This is a genomic window from Luteimonas suaedae (genome assembly GCF_008312895.1).
GTDB classification, from domain to species: Bacteria; Pseudomonadota; Gammaproteobacteria; order Xanthomonadales; family Xanthomonadaceae; genus Luteimonas; species Luteimonas suaedae.
On record NZ_VSSP01000001.1, the window covers coordinates 802,794 to 822,702 of the forward strand.

The following is a 19,909-nucleotide window of genomic DNA, read 5'->3' on the forward strand; positions in this document are numbered from 1 at the left end:
GCCATGACCGACGACGCCACCCCTGTCTTCGAAGTCGAGGGCCTCAACAAGGTCTACACCATGGGCGAGGTCCGGGTGCAGGCGCTGGATGACGTCGATCTGCGCCTGCGCGACGGCGACTTCGTGGTACTGCTCGGCGCCTCCGGCTCCGGCAAGTCGACCCTGCTCAACCTGCTCGGCGGCCTCGACACGCCGAGCAGCGGCCGCATCCGCTATCGCGGCGATGAACTCAACGCCGGCGACGAAGCAGCGTTGACCCGCTATCGCCGCCACCACGTCGGCTTCGTATTCCAGTTCTACAACCTGATCCCGAGCCTCACCGCGCGCGAGAACGTCGCCTTGGTGACCGAGATCGTCGACGACCCGCTGTCGCCGGAGGAAGCGCTGGCGCTGGTCGACCTCGAGCACCGGCTCGACCATTTCCCCTCGCAGCTGTCGGGTGGCGAGCAGCAGCGTGTGGCGATCGCGCGCGCGGTCGCCAAGCGGCCGGCGGTGCTGCTGTGCGACGAGCCCACCGGCGCGCTCGACCTCTCCACCGGCGTGGTGGTGCTCAAGGCGCTGGCGCAGGTCAACGCCGAGATGGGGACCACCACGCTCGTGATCACCCACAACGCCTCGATCGCCGACATGGCCGACGTGGTGCTGCGCATGGCCGACGGCCGCATCGTCTCCAGCGAGCGCAACGCGCACAAGCGCTCGCCCGACGAACTGGAATGGTGACGGCCGATGGCGATCTCGGCACTGAACCGCAAGCTGCTGCGCGACCTGCTGGCGATGGCCGGCCAGGCGACGGCGATCGCGCTGGTGCTCGCCGCCGGCATGACCATGTGGGTGATGTACCTGTCGAACTTCCAGTCGCTGCAGCGCACCCAGCAGGCGTACTACGAACGCCAGCGCTTCGCCGACGTGTTCGCTTCGCTCAAGCGCGCGCCCGAGCCGCTGATCGAGCGTATCGCCGCCCTCCCCGGCGTGGTGCGCGCGGAAAGCCGGGTGGTGGCCGACGTGGTGCTCGACGTGCCCGGCCTGCAGGAGCCGGCCAGCGGCCGCCTGATCTCGGTGCCGGCGGACCGGCGCCCGGACCTCAACGACCTGCACCTGCGCGCCGGACGCTGGATCTCGCCGACACGCGCCGACGAGGTGATGGCCAGCGAGTCCTTCACCGAGGCGCACGGCTTCCACGTCGGCGACCAGGTGGCGGCCATCATCAACGGCCGCAAGCGCACGCTGGAGATCGTCGGCATCGTGCTGTCGCCGGAGTACGTCTACAGCATCCGCCCCGGCGAGCTGGTGCCCGACGACCGGCTGTTCGGTGTGTTCTGGATGGAGCGGCGCGCGCTGGCCAGCGCCTTCGACATGGAGGGCGGATTCAACGACGTCATCCTGAAACTGGCGCCGGGGGCGCTGACCGACGACGTCATCGCCCGGCTGGACACGCTGCTGGAGCGCTACGGCGGCCTCGGCGCCATCCCGCGCGCGCTGCAGCCCTCGCACTGGACGCTGGACGCCGAACTCCAGCAGCTGCGCAGCATGGGCATCGCGGTGCCGGCGATCTTCCTGCTGGTCGCCGCGTTCGTGCTCAACGTCGCGCTCAGCCGCGCCCTGGCGCTGCAGCGGCCGCAGCTGGCCGCGCTCAAGGCGCTGGGCTACCGCAACGACGAACTCGCCTGGCATTACCTGAAATGGGCGCTGGCGATCGCCGCGGCGGGCGCGCTGCTGGGGGTGGCCGCCGGCGCCTGGCTCGGCGCGGCCATGACCGACCTGTACGCGCAGTACTTCAGCTTTCCCGACACCGACTACCGCGTTTCGCCGGCGGTCGTGCTCGGCGCGGTGGCGGTCAGCCTGCTGACGGCGATGGCGGGCGCGTATTCGGCGGTACGGCGCGCGGTGCGCATCCCGCCGGCCGAGGCGATGCGGCCGGAGCCACCGGCACGTTACCGGCGCAGCCTGATCGAGCGGCCCGGGCTGCGCGAGCGGTTCGGCATGGCCACGCGCATGATCCTGCGCAACCTCGAACGACAGCCGCTGCGCGCGCTGGCGTCGGTCACCGGCATCGCCTTCGCCGCCGGCATCCTGTTGTTCGGCTTCGCGCTGGTCGCCTCCACCGAGCGCCTGATCACGATCCAGTTCTCGGTCGCCGAACGCCAGGACGTGACGGTCAACTTCGTCGAGCCGGCGTCGTCGACCGCACACCATGCCCTGGCACGGCTACCCGGCGTGCTGGCGGTGGAACCGCAGCGCACGGTGCCGGCGCGCCTGCGCGCGGGCTTTCACCACCGCGACCTGGCCATCACCGGGTTGCCCGCCGATGCGCGGCTGCGCCGCATCGTCGACAGCGACGGGCAGGCGGTGGCGCTGCCGCCGGAGGGGCTGGTGCTGTCGACGATGCTGGCGCGCGTGCTCGACGTCGCGCCCGGCGACCGCGTCACCCTCGACATCCTGCAGGGCAGCCGGCCGCGCCGCGAAGCCCAGGTGGCCGGGCTGGTCGACGACGCGGTCGGGTTGTCGGCCTATATGGAAATCGAGGCGGTACGCCGCCTGATGCGCGAGGGCGGCACCCTGTCCGGCGCGGCGCTGAAAATCGACCCGGCGCAGGAGCAGGCGCTGTCGCGGGCGCTCAAGGCGCTGCCGGTGATCGCCGGCGTGGCGATCAAGCGCACCGTGATCGAGAACTTCCGCGAGACGCTGGCGCAGAACATCGGCCTGATGATCGGCATCAACGTGCTGTTCGCCGGCATCATCGCCTTCGGCGTGATCTACAACGCCGCGCGCGTGTCGCTGTCGGAACGCTCGCGCGAGCTGGCCAGCCTGCGCGTGCTCGGCTTCACCCGCGCCGAGATCTCGCTGATCCTGCTCGGCGAGCTGGCCATCCTGACCGCGCTCGCGCTGCCGCTCGGCATGGCGCTGGGCTACGGCATGGCGCTGGCGATGGTGCGCTCGATCGAGAGCGAGGTCTATCGATTTCCGCTGGCGATCACCTCCGCCACCATGGCCTGGTCGGCGCTGGTGGTGATCGCCGCGGCCGCCGTCTCCGGCCTGATCGTGCGCCGCCGGCTCGACCGGCTCGACCTGGTCGGCGTCCTGAAGACACGAGAATGACTTTCGAGGAGTGAGCACGATGCCGCGTCTCCGCGATTCCCTGCGCAGGATTCCCGCCTTCTTCGGTCGCTTAGGCTTCCTGAAGAAGCGCAGCGTACTGTTCGGCGCCGCAGTGGTATTGGTCCTGTTGCTGGTGGCGCTGTGGCCGCGCGCGATGGAGGTCGACCTCGCCACCGCGACCGTCGGCGAGCTGCTGGTCACCGTCGACGAGGAAGGCGAAACCCGGGTGCGCGAGCGCTACATGGTGTCAGCGCCGGCGGCCGGCGAGATCCGCCGCATCGAACTGGAACCGGGCGATCCGGTCGAGGCCGGGCGCACGGTGGTGGCGCGGTTGCGTCCCTCGGCGCCGGTGCCGCTGGACGTGCGCACGCGCGCCGAGACCGAAGCCGCCATGCAGGCGGCCCAGGCCGCACTCGGACGCGCGCAGGCCGAGCGCGCGCGCGCCGCGACCGTGGCCACGCGGGCGCAGCAGCGCTACGCCAGGTTGCGCGACCTGCAGGACAGCGGCGCCATCGCCCGCGACACGATGGAGGCGCAACAGGCCGAGGCGCAGGCGGCGCGCGACGCCGTCGAATCGGCAGAGCATGCAGTCGAACAGGCGCGGCACGAACTGGCGGCCGCGCGCGCGCGGCTGATCCGGCAAGGCGCCGTCGCGGAGGACCCCGCGCCCGATGCATCCGATGCCGGCGACATCGACGGCGACGACCTGCTGGTGTTCGCACCGGTCGACGGCGTGGTGCTCCGGCGCCTGCGCGAGAGCCGCGGCGTGGTACCCGCCGGCGCGGAGCTACTGGAAGTCGGCGACGCCCGCGGCCTGGAGATCGTTTCCGACCTGCTGTCTTCCGAGGCGGTGGGGGTATCGTCCGGCGATCCGGTGCGGATCGAGCAGTGGGGCGGCGGCGAGACGCTGCGCGGACGGGTGCGGCGGATCGAGCCGGCCGGTTTCCTCAAGATCTCGGCGCTGGGGGTCGAGGAACAACGCGTCAACGTGATCATCGATTTCGAGGATCCGGTGGAGGCGCGCGAGGCGCTCGGCGACGCCTACCGGGTCGAGGTGCGGATCGTGGTCTGGCAAAAGCCCGATGCCCTCAAGCTGCCGGTCGGCAGCCTGTTCCGCGAGGGCGGGGACTGGGCGGTGTTCGTCGCCGAGGACGGCCGCGCACGGCTGCGTACCTTGACCCTGGGGCCGCGCAACGACCGCGAGGCGGAAGTGGAAGAAGGCCTGCGCGAAGGCGAGCAGGTGGTGCTGTATCCGGCCGACGATCTGCGCGACGGCGCACGCATCAAACCGCGCGGGGACTGAATCGAGCTGTCAGGTGCACGCGGCCGGCCATGGCCGCATCGTTCTTCGTCGGTCCTGCTCAGGATGATCGGCAACGATTTTCCGTCAGCTGGAGGACGCGCCCTCCAGCGCTTCCCAGCGTGCATAGGCAGCTTCCAGTTCCTTCTGCGCCTCGGCCAGGGCCGCATTGTGGGCCGTGACGGCGGCGGCGTCGCGCCGGTAGAACGCCGGGTCGGCGATATCCGCCGTGAGCTCGGCGACCCGTGCTTCCAGGCGCTCGATGGTGGCGGGCAGCTGTTCCAGCTCACGCGTCTCGCGATAGCCGAGCTTGCGCCTGGGCGTCGGCGCGGCGACAGGCGGCGCTTCCGTCCTGGCCGCGGCCCCCGGCCGGGCATCGGCGGAATCCGCGGCCGACGCCGGACGCTGCCGCAACCAGTCGCTGTACCCGCCCACGTAGTCGCCGACGTGCCCGTCGCCTTCCATGACCAGGGTGGAGGTGACCACGTTGTCGAGGAAGTCGCGGTCGTGGCTGACCAGCAGCAGCGTGCCCGGGTAGTCGGCCAGCAACTCCTCCAGCAGTTCCAGCGTCTCGACGTCGAGGTCGTTGGTCGGCTCGTCCATCACCAGCAGGTTGGACGGCTGCGCGAACAGCTTCGCCAGCAGCAGCCGGTTGCGCTCGCCGCCCGACAGCCGCGTGATCGGCGCGCGCGCGCGCTCGGGCGTGAACAGGAAGTCCTGCAGATAGCCGACCACGTGCTTGCGCTTGCCGCCGACCTCGACGAACTCGAGTCCCTCGGCGACGTTCTCCAGCGCGTTCCAGTCCTCGCGCAGCGCGGCGCGGTACTGGTCGAAGTACGCGACCTGCAGCTGGGTGCCGATTCGGATCTCGCCGGACTGCGGCTGCAGCTGGCCCAGCAGCAGCCTCAGCAGGGTGGTCTTGCCGGTGCCGTTGGCGCCGATCAGGCCGATGCGGTCGCCGCGCAGGATGGTGCCGCTGAAATCCCGCACCAGCGGCTTGCCCGGATAGCCGAAGGACACGTGCTTGGCCTCGATCACCTTCTTGCCGGAGTTGCCGGCCTGCGCGGTTTCCATGCGCACGTTGCCGCTCAGGTCGCGCCGCTGCGCACGGTCGCGGCGCATCGCCTCCAGCCTGCGCACGCGGCCTTCGTCGCGGGTGCGCCGGGCCTTGATGCCCTGGCGGATCCAGACCTCCTCCTGCGCCAGAAGCTTGTCGAAGCGCGCATTCTCCTGCGCCTCGGCATTCAGCCGCTCCTCGCGGCGGCGCTGGTAGTTGGCCCAGTCGCCGGGCCAGTCGCTGACCTGGCCGCGGTCGATCTCGACGATGCGGGTCGCCAGCGCGCGCAGGAAGCGGCGGTCATGGGTCACGAACACCAGCGCCCCCGCCCAGCCCTTCAGGAAGCCCTCGAGCCAGTCGATCGCGGCGATGTCGAGGTGGTTGGTCGGCTCGTCGAGCAGCAGCACGTCGGGTGCGGACACCAGTGACCGCGCCAGCAGCACGCGGCGCTTCATGCCGCCGGAGAGCCGGCCGAAGACGTCGTCGCCGTCGAGATCGAGCCTGGCCAGCGTTTCCTCGACCCGCTGGTCGGCCGACCAGCCGTCGGCGGCTTCGATCTTGGCCTGCACGGCCGACATCGCGTCGGCGTCGAACGCGTCGGCGTGACTGAGATGGTGGAACTCCGCCAGCCAGGCGCCCAGCTCGCCCATGCCCTCGGCGACCACGTCGAACACCGTGCCGGAGGCGCCCGCGGGCACCTCCTGCTCCAGGCGCGAGACGCGCACCCCGCCCTCGCGGCGGATCGTGCCGTCGTCTGGCCGCAGGTCGCCGGACAGCAGCCGCAGCAGGGTGGACTTGCCGGCGCCGTTGCGGCCGATCAGGGCGATGCGCTCGCCGGAATCGATGGACAGGCTGACTTTCTCGAGCAGGAGCGGGCCGCCGACGCTGTAGTCGACGGCGTTCAGGGTGATCAGGGGCATCGGCATAGTCTACCGGCTGCCCGCCTCCGGGGGCTGATGGCCGGCTGACCGGACCCCCTGTTCGCCGGTCGCCGCAGGCAGTACATTTGCGCCACGATCGACCACCCACCAGCGGAGCACGCCCATGGCCAAGAGCCTGGACAAGAAGAAGGAAGACAAGAAGAAGCCGGAAAAGTCGCTGAAGGAAAAGCGCGCGGCCAAGAAGGACAAGAAAGCCGGCAAATGAGCCGGCTTTTTTGTTGCGCGACTGCAGGAACCCGGCAGCTGGCCTCCTCGTAGGAGCGCCCCATGGGCGCGATACCGCGGCTGTCGACAGGATCCGGCGGATGCCGCGACTCTGGACCGGCAAACACATCGGTCATCGGCGTCGCCGGCGGCGATGCGCCCGCGGCATCGAGCGCATGGCGCGCTCCTACGCGAACGCCAGACGCGGCTTGAACGAATCGCCGCCGAGGTTGCCACACCGTAGGAGCGCCCCATGGGCGCGATACCGCGGCTGTCGGCAGGATCCGGCGGATGCCGCGATTCTGGACCGGCAAACACACCGGCCACCGGTGTCGCCGGCGGCGATGCGCCCGCGGCATCGCGCGCGTGGCGCGCTCCTACGCGAACGCCAGGCGCGGCTCCAACGAATCGCCGCCGGCGCGGCGCTTCACCCTACGAACTGCAGGACAGCATCGAACACCCGGCACGGTCGCGGGCCCAGTCCGGCCGCCGGGCGGCGAACTGTTCGCGGCCGGGTTGCTCCTCGTACGGCCGACGCATCACCTCCAGCAGCTCGTGGATACCGCCGTAGTCGCCTGCGTGGGCGCGATCGATCGCCTGCTGCGCCAGGTAGTTGCGCAGCACGTAGCGCGGGTTGGCGGCGTTCATCCGTTCGCGGCGCTGCTGCGGCGTCAGCGGGTCGTCGTGCAGCCGCGCCGCGTAGCGCGCCAGCCAGTCGAGGAAGCCGTCCTCGTGCGCGCGCAGCTTGCCGTCGTCGTAGAACGCGTCGCGCAGCGGGCCCAGCGCCGGCTGGTCCGGATCGAACTCGGCCAGGCCGCGGAAGAACAGGGTCATGTCGACCTCGCCGGCGTGCAGCAGCCCGTACAGCTGCGCGGCGAGCGCCGGGTCGTCGTCGCGGCACTCGGCCAGGCCCAGCTTGCGCGCGACGTTGTCGCGATCGGCCTGCACGAACGCGGCGCCGTAGCGGTCGAGCCCGGCCTGCAGCGGCTCGATCCCGTCGAACAGCGGCGACAGCGCCTGCGCCAGGCGCGACAAATTCCAGTGCGCGACGCGCGGTTGCCAGCCGAAACGGTAGCGGCGGCCATGGGCGTCGGTGGTGTTCGGGGTCCAGTCCGGGTCGTAGTCGTCGATCCAGCCGTACGGGCCGTAGTCGATGGTCAGGCCGAGGATCGACATGTTGTCGGTGTTGAGCACGCCGTGCACGAACCCGACCCGCATCCAGTGCGCGACCAGCACCGCGGTGCGCTCGCAGACCTGCGCGAACCAGTCGCCGTACAGCGCCTCGCCCTCGCCTGCCAGCTCAGGAAAATCGCGGCGAATGGTGAAGTCGGCCAGCCTGCGCAGCAGGTCGACGTCGCCGCGCGAGGCCGGCAGCTCGAACGTACCGAAGCGGATGAACGACGGCGCCACCCGGCAGACGACCGCGCCGGGCTCGTCCCGGGGATGGCCGTCGTAGAACATGTCGCGCTCGACCGCCTCGCCGGTCGTCACCAGGCTCAGCGCGCGGGTGGTCGGCACGCCGAGGTGGTGCATGGCCTCGCTGCACAGGAACTCGCGGATCGACGAGCGCAGCACGGCGCGGCCATCGGCCGTGCGCGAATACGGCGTCTTGCCCGCGCCCTTGAGCTGCAGTTCCCAGCGGCCGCCGTCGGCGCCGATCGCCTCGCCCAGCGTGATCGCGCGTCCGTCGCCGAGTTGCCCGGCCCACTGCCCGAACTGGTGGCCGCCGTAGTTGGCGGCGAACGGCGCCATGCCGTCGAGTAGCGCATTGCCGGCGAACACCTGCGCGAACTCCGGCGAGGCAACATCGGCCTCGGAAAACCCCAGCGCGTCCGCCATCTCGCGCGAATGCGCGATCAGCTTTGGCGCCGGCACCGGGGTAGGCGTCACCCGCGACCACGCCGCGCCTTGCACCTGGCGCAGGCGCGGGCCCGTCTCCGGATCGCCGGGCAGGTCACGCAGGAACGCATTGTCGAACCGTGGCAGCTGCATCGTCGCGAGCCTATCAGGGCGCCCGCCAACGCAGCGGGAACGGCGCCGCCGCCTGCCGGAACGGCCGGCACGCGCCGCTTTCACGCGGAAATGACCCCCATGGCCTAGCCGTGTCATGCAGTGTATTTCGGGAGCAGGCGAGGTTGCGGGCTTCGGAGCCGGCGGCGCCCGGGCCGGGACATGCTCCCCGGCTCGGTCTGGCCATCCATGGCCCGACTCGCCGCCGCAGCCCGTGCCGCTTCGCGGCCCGGTCCGGTCCGGCGCAGCGCGCCGGGCGTTCGCACAGGCCGCGCGGCAGTGCCGCGCAAGCGGCCCGTGCTCACCCATGGCCTGCTTGTCCGCACATCCCGGCACGGGCGCGCCGCATCGGCGATTTGCTTTCGGATGCCCGGAAGCTCGCACGCGTCGGAGCGGGAACGGCGCCGGACATAGCTCAACCGCCACGACGAGACGTTCGCGCCGGAGGCGTAGAATGCCCGGTTGCCCCGAACGGCTGCCCGCTGGCGCCGAACAGAGATTGTCCATGAGCGCCGAAACCGCCCACGATATCCGCTTCACCGATCTTGCCCTCTCCGAACCGCTGCTGCGCGCGCTGGCCGACGTCGGCTATGAGTCGCCGTCGCCGATCCAGGCCGCGACCATTCCGCCGCTGCTGGCCGGCCGCGACGTGCTCGGCCAGGCGCAGACCGGCACCGGCAAGACCGCCGCGTTCGCGTTGCCGGTCCTCAACCAGCTCGACCCGGCCGCAAGGAAACCGCAGGCGCTGGTGCTGGCGCCGACCCGGGAACTGGCGATCCAGGTCGCCGAGGCGTTCCACAAGTACGCCCGCCACCTGCCCGGCTTCCACGTGCTGCCGGTGTACGGCGGCCAGGGCTACGGGCCGCAGCTGAGCGCGCTCAAGCGCGGCGTGCACGTGGTGGTCGGCACGCCGGGGCGCGTGATCGACCATCTCGAGCGCGGCACGCTGGACCTGTCGGAACTGCGCTGCCTGGTGCTGGACGAAGCCGACGAGATGCTGCGCATGGGCTTCATCGACGATGTCGAGGCGGTGCTGAAGAAGACCCCCGAGACCCGGCAGGTCGCGCTGTTCTCGGCGACGATGCCACAACAGATCCGGCGCATCGCGCAGACCTACCTCAAGGATCCGGTCGAGATCGCGATCAAGTCGACCACCACCACCGCGGCCAACATCCGCCAGCGCTACTGGATGGTCAGCGGCGTCAACAAGCTCGACGCGCTCACCCGCATCCTCGAGGCCGAGCCCTTCGACGGCATGCTGGTGTTCGCGCGCACCAAGCTCGGCACCCAGGAGCTGGCCGATAAGCTGGCCGCTCGCGGGCTGTCGGCCGCGGCGATCCACGGCGACGTGGAGCAGAAGCAGCGCGAGAAGCTGGTGCAGTCGCTCAAGGACGGCCGCATCGACATCCTGGTCGCGACCGACGTCGCCGCGCGCGGACTCGACGTCGAGCGCATCAGCCACGTGCTGAACTACGACATTCCCTACGACACCGAGAGCTATGTGCACCGCATCGGCCGTACCGGCCGCGCCGGGCGCAGCGGCGAGGCGATCCTGTTCGTGGCCCCGCGCGAGCGCGGCATGCTCGGCGCGATCGAGCGCGCGACACGGCAGAAGATCGAGCCGATGGAACTGCCGAGCGTCGAAACCGTCAACGAGCGCCGCGTCGCCAAGTTCCTCGAGCGCATCGGCAGCGGCCTGGAGAGCGGCCAGATCGGCCTGTTCCGCGAGCTGATCGAGCGCTACGAACGCGAGCACAACGTCCCCGCGGTCGAGATCGCGGCGGCGCTGGCGGGCCTGCTGCAGGGCGACACGCCGCTGCTGCTGGAACCGCCGCGCGCCCGTCCGAAGCCGGCCCCGGACCGCGGCGAACGTGCCGAAAGGAGTGAAAGGCGCCCCGACCGCGGCGATGCGCGCCCGGCGGAGCGCCCACAAAAGCCGCGGGCGCCCCGCGACCAGGGCCCGCGCGCGCCGCAAGCCGGCATGGAAACCTTCCGCATCGAGGTCGGCCACCGCCATGGCGTGCAGCCCGGCAACATCGTCGGCGCGATCGCCAACGAGGCCGACCTGGAAAGCCGCTACATCGGCCGCATCGACATCCGCGACGACCACAGCCTGATCGACCTGCCGGAAGGCATGCCGCGCGAACTGATGGAACACCTCAAGCGCGTGCGCGTGGCCGGGCAGCAGCTGAGCCTGCGCCGTGCCGAAGCCGGCGACACAGACGCGCCGCCCCGCGGCAAGCGCCCCTTCGCCGGTCCGCCGCGCGGCAAGCCCGCCGGCCGTCCCAAGCCCGGAAAGCGCTGAGTCGCGAACGGCAGGCCGGTACCGGAGAACGGAAAAACTCCGGCTAGAATCCGGCGATGTCCCGCATCCTGGTATTCCAGCACGTCGCCGCCGAACCGCTCGGCACGCTCGATCCGTTGATCCGGCGCCGCGGGCATCGCATCCGCTTCGTCAACTTCGAACGCGAGCCGGACGCGCAGCCGAACATCGACCGCTACCGCGGCCTGGTGGTGCTGGGCGGGCCGATGAACGTCGACGATCGCGCCCGTCGCCCGCACCTGCGCACCGAACTGCTGGCGATCGAGCGCATGCTGCAGCAGGGCAAGCCGGTGCTGGGCATCTGCCTCGGCGCACAACTGCTCGCGCACGTGCTAGGCGCCGGCGTGACGCGCCGCCAACAGCCCGAGATCGGCTGGTATCCGCTGCACGTCACCGATGCCGGCCGCGGCGACCCGGTGCTGGCATCGCTGCAAACCGCCGCCCCGGTGTTCCAGTGGCACCGCTACCAGTTCGAGGTCCCGAGCGAAGCCGTGCATCTGGCGCGCACCGACACCTGCGAATCCCAGGCCTTCCGCTGGGGCGAGAACGCCTACGGCTTCCAGTTCCACCTGGAGATGGACCAGCCCCTGGTCGAACGCTGGCTACACCACCCGCACTATCGCGAGGAACTGCTGGCCTCGGGCCTGCCGCATGACGCACGGGCGATCCAGGCGCAGACGCGGCAACACATCGCCACGATGCAGGCCAACGCCGACGCGGTGTTCAACAATTTCCTCGACCTCGTCGGCCGCCCGCAGAAGCTCTACACCCTGCCCACGCGCGAATTCTTCTAGGGCAGGTCCACGCGCTCGTTGCCGGCCGCCCTTCCGCGATCGCCGGTCACCGCGGCGCTGGCGATGTCCAGCGCCTTGCCGATGGCGGTGCCGGGGCCTTCCCAGTATTCGGCCGTCCTGGCGTCGACGTGGATCAGGCGCAGCTGCGGGTCGTGCTCGCCTTCCGGGAAGAAGACCCGCATCGTCGGCGACCACAGCTGCTCGAGCTTGGCGCGATCATCGACGATGGTGGCGATGCCCGACACGGAGACGTAGATGCCCCTGGACGGATTGGCATAGGCAACGCTGACCTGCGGATTGGCGCCGATCTCCGCCACGTTGCCGCTGTCGGCACGGGTGATGAACCAGAGGTCGCCATCGAACTCGACCTCCTGCGTGCCCATCGGCCGGCTCACCAGCCGGCCCTCCGGGGTCGCGGTGGTAAGCATGGCGATGTCCACGCCCTCGATGAGTCTGGCGAGCTTGCGGATGTGGTCGCTGCGGTCGTGGTCGCTCACGGAAGGGCCCTCCGCCGGAATTGCGCCCATGACAACGCAACTCCCGCATAAGGCGGGTGAATCACCCGGCGTTAACGCCGTCGCCAGCCTGCAACAGGTGCCGCAATGCCGGCAGATACTTCTCCGCCGAGCCGGTGTTGACAGCGACCACGCGCTCGCCGGCGGCCAGCAGGCCGCGGTCGAGCAGCTGCGGCAACGCCGCCAGGCACGCCGCCCCTTCCGGCGAGATCCAGTCCCGGGTGCTCCGCCACCGGGCCACGAGTTCTTGCGCGATCTCGGCCTCGCTCACCGCCACCGCCGCGCCGCCGCTGGCGCGCACGATCTGCAGCACGCGGAAGTGGCCGACGCCGCCGGGCACGTTGAGCCCGATGGCGAGGGTCGCGCCCGCGGGCAATGCCGTCGTGTCGTCGGCGCCGTCGTCGAAGGCGCGCACCAGTGGCGCGGTCGAGGCGCTCTGCACGCACAGCATGCGCGGCCGCGCGCTGCCGATCAGGCCGAGCGCCTCGAGCTCGTCCCAGGCCTTCCACATGCCGAGCACGCCGGTGCCGCCCCCGGTCGGGTAGATCACCGCATCCGGCAGCGACCAGCGCGTCTCGCCGTGCGCGGGCTCCGCCAGTTCCAGGCCGAGCGATTTCTTGCCCTCGATGCGCCAGCCCGGTTCCTGGAAGGTCGCGACCGAGAAATAGCCCTGCGGCAGGTAGCGCTCGCGCAGCAGCGCCGCCGCCTCGCGGATGGTGGGACCGGCGAGCTCGAGAATGACCTGTTGCGGGTGGCGGTGCGCGGCAGCGGCGACGTTGCCGAGGATCGGCATCGGCGTATCGCCCGGCATCGCCACGACCACCGACAACCCGCCCGCCAGCGCGTAGCGCACCAGTGAATCGCCGGCGTTGCCCTGGGTCGGCACCGCGAGCTTGGATAGCCCCAGCCGCCGCGCCTGGGCGACGACCATCGCCATCCCGCGGTCCTTGAAGCTCTGGGTCGGATTGGCACCAAATCCCGGATGCGCCCTGCCCTCGTCCTTGACCCGCAGGTCGAGCGCGGCGCGGCGCGCGAGCGGATGGTCGCGGTAGTCGAGCAGCGGGGTGTTACCTTCACCGAGCGCGACCACATGCGCGGCATCGGCGGGATCCGACACGTCCAGCGCCATCAGCGCGCCAAAGCGCCACATGTCACGGCGCCCCGGGTCGTACCAGGCCGCATGCGGCCTGTCCGCCGCCAAGCGCTCGAGGTCGAGCACCATCTCCAGCGGCCGGCCGTCGGCCGGGTCGAGGTTCATCGGCGCGTCGGCCGGGTACTCGACCGCCGACCCGAGACCACGCAGGCAGCGCACGTAGCTCATCGGCTCATGGCCCGAGCACGTGGATCACCTCGGCCAGTTCCGGCCAGCCGAACAGCGGCGCGAGGAACCAGTACGCGCCGACGATCACCAGCAGCCACATCGCCAGCTTCAGCGCGAAACCGACCAGCTTGAAGGCCAGGTACAGGCCGAGAACGATGACGACGATCCCGAGCCAGCTCACGCGGCATCCTTCAGGCTTCCACCGCCGTCGACCCGCGGCCGCAACGCCGGATCCAGGGCGACGCGGCCGTCGAACACGAAGCAGTCGCCCTCGTAGCCGTACCCGCCGACCTGCTCGAAGTAGCCGAGGATGCCGCCGTCGAGCTGCAGGACATGCGGCATGCCGGCATCTTGCATCCACAGCGCGGCCTTCTCGCAGCGGATGCCGCCGGTGCAGAAGCTCACCACGGTCGCATCGGCCAATGCATCGCGATGCGGCGCCAGCGCCTCCGGCAGCTCGCCGAAGTTGTCGATCGGCAGCGTCAGCGCACCAGCAAAACTGCCGTAGCCGACTTCCTCGCGGTTGCGGGTATCCAGCAACACCAGCCGCCGGCCGGCATCGTCCGCGCCGCGGCGGATCCAGCGCGCGAGCTCGGGAGCGGTGACGGCAGGTGCACGCCGCCCCAACGGCGCGGTTGCGGCGCAGCGGAAGCGGATGATTTCCGGCTTGACCTTGACCTTCAGGCGCGCGAACGGCTGTGTGCGGCTGCGGCTGAATTTCGCCGGCAGCCCGGAGAAGCGCGAATCCGCGCCGAGCCGCACGAGAAAGGTGTCGATGGCGCCCGCCTCGCCGGCCAGGAACAGGTTGATCCCCTCCCCGGCCACCAGCACGGTGCCGCGCAGGCCGCCCGCCTCCGCCCAGGTGCGGACCTGCCGCGCCACGGCAAGTGGATCCTCGATGACCACGAAACGGTAGGCGGCGACGTTGCTCAGCATGCGCGGATTGTACTGGCTGCTCGCGGCGGACGGCCCCCTCTGATCACGCATCGGTGCACGGCCATGGTAGCGGGCGATCGTCCGCAAACTCGGCACCTGATCCCTTGCGCAACATTAAACCTTCAGGTTGACAATTGATCGGCCCCGTATATATTCAACCATATGGTTTCTAATAATTCTGGCCGGTCGATGCCGTGTACAGGCACTTCCCGACCACACCCGCTCCGGGATGCGTAGTGCGCATCGCCGGCGGCATCCTGGACGGCCGCTCCGCGAACGTCGCGGCCTGCCGCTCACCCTCATTCACGACACGGATCCCGTCAGGAACTCGTCCGATCCATCACCGCACTGCACACAGGAGAAACGTCATGAACCCTCCGGTCCCGTCGATCAAGGGTGGCCGCAACATCGCCATGAAGGTCCCGCCACACGCCTGGGATGCCACCGTCGCCTTCTACCGCGACGTGCTCGGGCTGAAGCCGATCACCGGCCACGCGCCCGAGATCGGCTTCGAGTTCGGCGCCAACCAGCTGTGGATCGACCGTGTGCCGGCGCTCAGCCAGAGCGAGATCTGGCTGCAGGTGACCACCGACGATATCGACGCCACACGTGCTCGGCTCGAGGCCGCGGACATCGTGCGCTGCGACGATATCGAACCGCTCGGGGAAAGTGCCCGCTCGTTCTGGATCCTGAGCCCGGCCTCGATCGTGCACCTGGTCTCGCCGTCCGAACGCGAGTGGTGACATTGCAAGGCCTCCACAGCGAACACATCGGCGGCATTCGGCCCGGCCGATCGCGCGTTTCCGGTACCGGCGGGCACAGGATCGAGCCGCGGATCGCTGGACGTTACGCGCTGTTGGTTCGGCAACGGCCTGGCCCATCCGGCCAAGCGCCGCCGCTAGCGGGTTGCTGGCTGGATACGACGGCGTCGCCCGGCATGGCATGCTGCCCACGCGCGGCAGACCCGACTGCCCGGTAATCCGCGTCGGCGGCAACGCCGCCCCGCCGTGACCGCACCGGTCCTGCAGCGCACGTCCCGACAGAATCCCGACCGAGGAGCCCCCGATGAGCAGCATTGCCCTAGTTCCGCATCTCGCCGTCAGCGATGGCGAGGCGGCCATCGCGTTCTACGAAAAAGCCTTCGGCGCCAAGCTGGAAGCGAAACATCCTGCCGACGACGGCAAGCGGTTGATGCACGCGCACCTGAACTTCGACGGCGCCGCACTGTATCTGCACGACGAGTTTCCGGAGTACGGAGGAAGCGGCGGCGCCACGGCGCCGAACCGGCTCGGCGGCGTGAGCTGCGTCCTGCACCTGGAGGTCGCGGATGCCGATGCGGGCTGGGCGCAGGCGGTGGATGCCGGTGCCGAGGTGGTCATGGCGCTGGAGAACCAGTTCTGGGGCGCGCGCTACGGCCAGCTCCGCGATCCGTTCGGCCATGTCTGGTCGATCGGCGGCCCGCTGAAGGAATAGACACGGCGTCGGTACACCCGGCCGTCACGACGGCCGGGTGCCACGGGCGCGCCTGCCGCCGCGGCTCAGCGACGCGCGAAATACTGCGAGGAGGTGCAGACGGCGATGTCCTCGGCGCTGGGCGCGGGCATCTCGCTGCCGCGCAGGCCCATCACCCGGACCACGTCGTTGTCGTCTTCGGAGATCTTGGCGATGGCCAGATAGTCGGTCTTGAAGTTCCGGCAGAAGGCGCTGCCGGGGCTGAGCGTCGGCGACTTCTCCGACACCACCCGCCGCAGCTCGACCGGATGCTCGGCGCCGATCATCAGCGCGTCGGCGTAGCGTTCGCCAGGGCGATACTCGTCGCTGCCGCGGACGATGGCGACGCGTTCGGTGACGAATTCGGCGCCGTTCTCGCCGCGAATCAGCGCACCTTCGATGGTCACGTTGCCGGTCACGGACTCGGCGATCGGACTGCCGGACTCGAACGCCCCCAGCGCCACCGGATGCAACATCGGCGGGGCAGCGCGCCCGGTGGCCCGGGCCGGATCGGCCTCCGGCACGTCCGCCGGCGGCGGTGCCTGGACCACGACCGCCGAGGTGCGGACGGTCGTGCCGGATGCGGTATCCGGCGCCGGCTGGCAGCCCGCCGCAAGGGCGAGCGCCGAAAGCGCGCAAGCGGCCAGGACGGCACGAGTGCCTCGTGGGATCTGTTTCATCACTTGGAGAACTCCATCGCAAGGTACTCCAGCGCACGAGCTCGGGGGAGGCAAGGCTGGAATCCCGGATTATGCGGGCCGGAGTGCGGCAAGATGTTCAACCTGCGTGAAACGCACCTCCAACTCCCGCTACCGGGCGCTCAACTCCGGTCAACGGAACTTGCGCGCATTCTCACCTGGCGGCTTCGTAGTGCGCCGCGGCGCACAGGGCGATGTCCTCGGCTGCGGCCGCCGGCATCGATTCGCCGCGCAGGGCGATCAGCTTGACCGTATCGCCGCGCTCCGAGGGCACGCTCGCCAGTGCGATGTAGCCGGTACCCGTATCTCCGCAGAACGCCGCATCCGGCTCTTCGTCGGGCGGGGTCTCTTCCAGCACCCGGCGCAGTTCCACCGGCTGTTCGCTGCCGACGGCCAATGCGTCGGCGTAGCGCTCGCTCACCCGGTATTCGTCACCCGCACGGACGATGGCGATGCGCTCGGTGACGAACTCGGCGCCGTTGGCGCCGCGGATCGCATCGTCCTCGAGCGTCAAGCGACCGGTGGCCGCTTCCGCCACCGGATCCCTGGGTTCGAACTCGCCCAGCGCCACCGGCCGTACTTCCGGCGGTGCCGCGCGCTCGACCCGCTCCGCGGAGGGATCCGCCTCGGGATTTTCCTGCGGTGGCGGCGCGATGCTCTCCGCCGGAGGTACGGCATCGTCCGCCCGTTCGGGTTGCGACGAATTGCAGCCGCCGACGAACCAGGGGACGGCCGCGACACAGAGAGCGAGGGAGAGATGGCGGAGTCGTGTATTCATCGCAAGGATCGATGAGCCGAAGCAATGCCCAATCATAGGAAGCAGGCATTCACGCCACGTGAGCACGCCCGGCTTCATCGCCCGTGACACCATCGGCCTCATACCCGCGCCGCGGCACCGCCAGCAGCGCGCCCAGCGTCAGCAGCGCCGCCGCGCACAGGTACCAGCCGACGGATTGCAATCCGTAGCGGCCCGCCAGCCAGGTGGCGATGTACGGCGCCAGCGACGCGCCGAAGATCCCCGCCAGGTTGAACGCCAGCGACGCACCGGTATAGCGCACCGCAGCCGGAAACTGCTCGGCCAGCAGCGTGCCGAGCGGGCCGTAGGTCAGGCCCATCAGGCCCAGCCCCAGCACCAGGAACAGCAGCGTGCCGCCGAGGCTGCCGGCGACGAACAGCGGCGCGAAGCATAGCCCGAAGACGAAGATCGCCAGCGTTGCCAGGATCATCGCGCGGCGGCGTCCGTAGCGATCGGCGTACAGCGCCGCCAGCGGAATCGTGAGGCCGAAGCACACCACCCCCAGCATCTGCAGCCACAGGAACTGTTCGCGCGTGTAGCCGAGCTGCGAGGTGCCCCAGCTCAGCGCGAACACCGTCATCAGGTAGAACAGCACGAAGGTCGCCAGCGCCAGCACCGTGCCGAGCAGCAGTGCACGCGGGTAGCGCAGCAGCACTTCCGCCATCGGCAGGCGCACCCGCTCCTGCCGATCGAGCACGCGCTGGAAGGCAGGCGTCTCGTGGATGCGCAGCCGCACCCACAGGCCGACCGCCACCAGCACCGCGCTGGCCAGGAACGGGATCCGCCAGCCCCAGGCGAAGAAGGCATCGTCGTCCATCACCGCGGTCAGCAACAGGAAGGTGCCGGTCGCCATGAAGAAGCCGATCGGCGCGCCGAGCTGCGGGAACATGCCGTACCAGGCGCGCTTTTCCGGCGGCGCGTTCTCGGTCGCCAGCAGGACCGCCCCGCCCCATTCGCCGCCCAGCCCGAGCCCCTGCCCCAACCGGCACAGCGCCAGCAGCAGCGGTGCCGCCATGCCGATCTGGGCGTGGGTCGGCAACAGGCCGATGACCACGGTCGAGACCCCCATCGTCAGCAATGCCGCCACCAGGGTGGTCTTGCGGCCGACCCGGTCGCCGAAGTGCCCGAACACGGCCGAACCGACCGGGCGCGCGAAGAACGCCAGCGCGAACGTCGCCAACGACTGCAGCGTCGCCGACGCCGGATCGGCCGCCGGAAAGAACAGCGCCGGAAACACCAGCACCGCGGCGGTGGCGTAGATGTAGAAATCGAAGAACTCGATGGTGGTGCCGACCATGCTGGCGAACAGCACCCGGCGCCGGCCGGCGCCGGTGGTCGCACCCGAGTGGTCGGCCACCGTCATCGGCGGCGCACCGACGACTTCACCGCCACAGCAGGTATCCCGGCAAGGCCATCAGTGCCAGCAGCAGTACGATGCCCAACACCCGCAGCAGGACCCAACCTGGCCGCTCACGCAGCAGCGAGGCGAAGGTCTCGGCGCTGCCGTCGCGGCGCGCGGCCGCGTGCTCGGCGCGAACGCGCGCCCGGCGCTCGCCCTGGTAGGCCACCATCAGCCGCTTGGCCTCGGCGATGTCGCTGTCGTGCTTGACCCAGATCCCGCCATGCGAAATGCCGAACGGTCCGGGCCTGGTCTGGTACCAGGCGATGCGGTGTGCATCCAGGAAACCGCACACGTCCGCGATCTCGTCGTCGGGCACGTGGCGCAGGTTGAGCAGCAGCTTCGACATGGCGCCATGATACCCGCGTGACCGGGACCGGGTTTCCGCCCGGAAGGCCGGCTATCGCAGCCGGCCTTCGCGCCGACGCGCTTGCTAGGCGGCGTGCTTCATCGCCTGCTTGCGGTCGCGCATCACCTGATGGCAGGACCGCACTTCCGGCAGCAGCCGATTGACGATGTCGCGGGCGGCGACCGGGACGTCCTGGTCGCTGGCGGCCTTCTCGAAGGCCTTCAGCAGCCGGTCCTCGGACTCCTCCAATTCGGCCACGTAGCCGTAGGCCTTGTCGCCGAGCGTGGCGCGGACCTTGCCGTAGAACTGCTGCATGCTGCCGACGGCGGTGCCGGAGGTTTCCACCTTGCCGCCGGCCGCCTGGACCGCGCTACCGAGTTCGTTGACGATCGCCGCCTTGATGCCGGCGATGCGGGTGAACAGTGCCTTGAGGTCAGCGTCGTCGACCTTGCCCGCGGCCTCCTCGTAGAACTCCTGGCCGTCGCGGGCGATCTCGATGAGATCGTTGAGGGTATGGGTGGTCTTGTCGTGTTCGGTCATGGTTGGACTCCATCGTCTGCCACCGGGATCGGCAGGCCGATCCCGGGGCGAGGTGCGGGGGGATACGGCGCGTAGCCGTAGATGTGCGCACCGCTAGATGCGAACAACCGCGAGACTAGCAACGCCTGGCTCAAGGCAG

Annotated in this window: 18 protein-coding genes; 7 read left to right on the forward strand and 11 right to left on the reverse strand. The window is 70.2% G+C overall.

Features of this window, described 5'->3' with window-relative positions; all coding sequences use genetic code 11:
• The first annotated feature begins 3 nt into the window (after window positions 1-3).
• The 3 genes from FXO19_RS03470 to FXO19_RS03480 are packed head-to-tail and all read left to right on the forward strand — an operon-like array spanning window position 4 to window position 4,399.
• On the forward strand, window positions 4-720 hold the full coding sequence (locus FXO19_RS03470; RefSeq protein WP_149193636.1) for an ABC transporter ATP-binding protein: 717 nt from the start codon (window positions 4-6) through the stop codon (window positions 718-720).
• A gap of 6 nt (window positions 721-726) precedes the next feature.
• Window positions 727-3,096, forward strand: coding sequence for an ABC transporter permease (locus FXO19_RS03475; RefSeq protein ID WP_223115410.1), 2,370 nt, complete (start codon window positions 727-729; stop codon window positions 3,094-3,096).
• Between the two features lie 19 nt (window positions 3,097-3,115).
• Complete coding sequence (locus tag FXO19_RS03480) at window positions 3,116-4,399, forward strand: efflux RND transporter periplasmic adaptor subunit (RefSeq protein ID WP_149193637.1); 1,284 nt, start codon at window positions 3,116-3,118, stop codon at window positions 4,397-4,399.
• An 84-nt stretch (window positions 4,400-4,483) separates the two neighbouring features.
• On the opposite strand, the gene FXO19_RS03485 is transcribed toward FXO19_RS03480, so the two are convergent.
• Window positions 4,484-6,373, reverse strand: a complete 1,890-nt coding sequence (locus FXO19_RS03485; protein ID WP_149193638.1) for an ATP-binding cassette domain-containing protein — start codon at window positions 6,371-6,373, stop codon at window positions 4,484-4,486.
• A 657-nt stretch (window positions 6,374-7,030) separates the two neighbouring features.
• On the reverse strand, window positions 7,031-8,590 hold the full coding sequence (locus tag FXO19_RS03490) for a protein adenylyltransferase SelO (protein ID WP_149193639.1): 1,560 nt from the start codon (window positions 8,588-8,590) through the stop codon (window positions 7,031-7,033).
• Between the two features lie 523 nt (window positions 8,591-9,113).
• Between FXO19_RS03490 and FXO19_RS03495 the strand changes: the two genes are divergently transcribed.
• A complete protein-coding gene (locus FXO19_RS03495; protein WP_149193640.1) occupies window positions 9,114-10,913 on the forward strand; it encodes a DEAD/DEAH box helicase in 1,800 nt (599 codons plus the stop codon).
• A 56-nt stretch (window positions 10,914-10,969) separates the two neighbouring features.
• Window positions 10,970-11,725, forward strand: a complete 756-nt coding sequence (locus tag FXO19_RS03500; RefSeq protein WP_149193641.1) for a type 1 glutamine amidotransferase — start codon at window positions 10,970-10,972, stop codon at window positions 11,723-11,725.
• Here FXO19_RS03500 and FXO19_RS03505 read toward each other — a convergent pair.
• The 4 genes from FXO19_RS03505 to FXO19_RS03515 all read right to left on the reverse strand — a co-directional run bounded on the left by FXO19_RS03505 (window position 11,722) and on the right by FXO19_RS03515 (window position 14,497).
• Window positions 11,722-12,222 (reverse strand): pyridoxamine 5'-phosphate oxidase family protein, encoded by a 501-nt coding sequence (locus FXO19_RS03505; protein WP_149193642.1) that lies wholly within the window; start codon window positions 12,220-12,222, stop codon window positions 11,722-11,724. The two genes, FXO19_RS03500 and FXO19_RS03505, sit on opposite strands and share 4 nt — an antisense overlap.
• 61 nt (window positions 12,223-12,283) lie before the next feature.
• Window positions 12,284-13,561: a threonine synthase gene (locus tag FXO19_RS03510; protein ID WP_149193643.1), complete on the reverse strand. Its 1,278-nt coding sequence runs from the start codon at window positions 13,559-13,561 to the stop codon at window positions 12,284-12,286.
• A gap of 4 nt (window positions 13,562-13,565) precedes the next feature.
• Window positions 13,566-13,742, reverse strand: coding sequence for a hypothetical protein (locus FXO19_RS19105; RefSeq protein WP_187775608.1), 177 nt, complete (start codon window positions 13,740-13,742; stop codon window positions 13,566-13,568).
• A complete protein-coding gene (locus FXO19_RS03515; RefSeq protein ID WP_149193644.1) occupies window positions 13,739-14,497 on the reverse strand; it encodes a sulfurtransferase in 759 nt (252 codons plus the stop codon). The genes FXO19_RS19105 and FXO19_RS03515 overlap by 4 nt, the downstream gene beginning before the upstream one ends.
• A gap of 368 nt (window positions 14,498-14,865) precedes the next feature.
• On the opposite strand from FXO19_RS03515, the gene FXO19_RS03520 reads away from it, so the two are divergent.
• The gene (locus FXO19_RS03520; protein ID WP_149193645.1) at window positions 14,866-15,240 is read left to right on the forward strand and encodes a VOC family protein; all 375 of its coding nucleotides are present in this window, start codon (window positions 14,866-14,868) and stop codon (window positions 15,238-15,240) included.
• Window positions 15,241-15,562: 322 nt separating this feature from the next.
• Complete coding sequence (locus FXO19_RS03525; RefSeq protein WP_149193646.1) at window positions 15,563-15,970, forward strand: VOC family protein; 408 nt, start codon at window positions 15,563-15,565, stop codon at window positions 15,968-15,970.
• A 65-nt stretch (window positions 15,971-16,035) separates the two neighbouring features.
• Here the strand turns inward: FXO19_RS03525 and FXO19_RS03530 are convergent, their stop codons facing one another.
• The 5 genes from FXO19_RS03530 to FXO19_RS03550 all read right to left on the reverse strand — a co-directional run bounded on the left by FXO19_RS03530 (window position 16,036) and on the right by FXO19_RS03550 (window position 19,770).
• Complete coding sequence (locus FXO19_RS03530; protein WP_149193647.1) at window positions 16,036-16,668, reverse strand: hypothetical protein; 633 nt, start codon at window positions 16,666-16,668, stop codon at window positions 16,036-16,038.
• Window positions 16,669-16,840: 172 nt separating this feature from the next.
• Window positions 16,841-17,464, reverse strand: coding sequence for a hypothetical protein (locus FXO19_RS03535; RefSeq protein ID WP_149193648.1), 624 nt, complete (start codon window positions 17,462-17,464; stop codon window positions 16,841-16,843).
• Window positions 17,465-17,513: 49 nt separating this feature from the next.
• A complete protein-coding gene (locus FXO19_RS03540) occupies window positions 17,514-18,845 on the reverse strand; it encodes an MFS transporter (RefSeq protein WP_149193649.1) in 1,332 nt (443 codons plus the stop codon).
• Window positions 18,846-18,864: 19 nt separating this feature from the next.
• Window positions 18,865-19,230 carry a DUF6164 family protein gene (locus FXO19_RS03545; RefSeq protein ID WP_149193650.1) on the reverse strand — a complete coding sequence of 122 codons (366 nt, stop codon included), beginning with the start codon at window positions 19,228-19,230 and terminating at the stop codon, window positions 18,865-18,867.
• A gap of 84 nt (window positions 19,231-19,314) precedes the next feature.
• Window positions 19,315-19,770, reverse strand: coding sequence for a PA2169 family four-helix-bundle protein (locus tag FXO19_RS03550; protein WP_149193651.1), 456 nt, complete (start codon window positions 19,768-19,770; stop codon window positions 19,315-19,317).
• Between the last annotated feature and the right edge of the window lie 139 nt (window positions 19,771-19,909).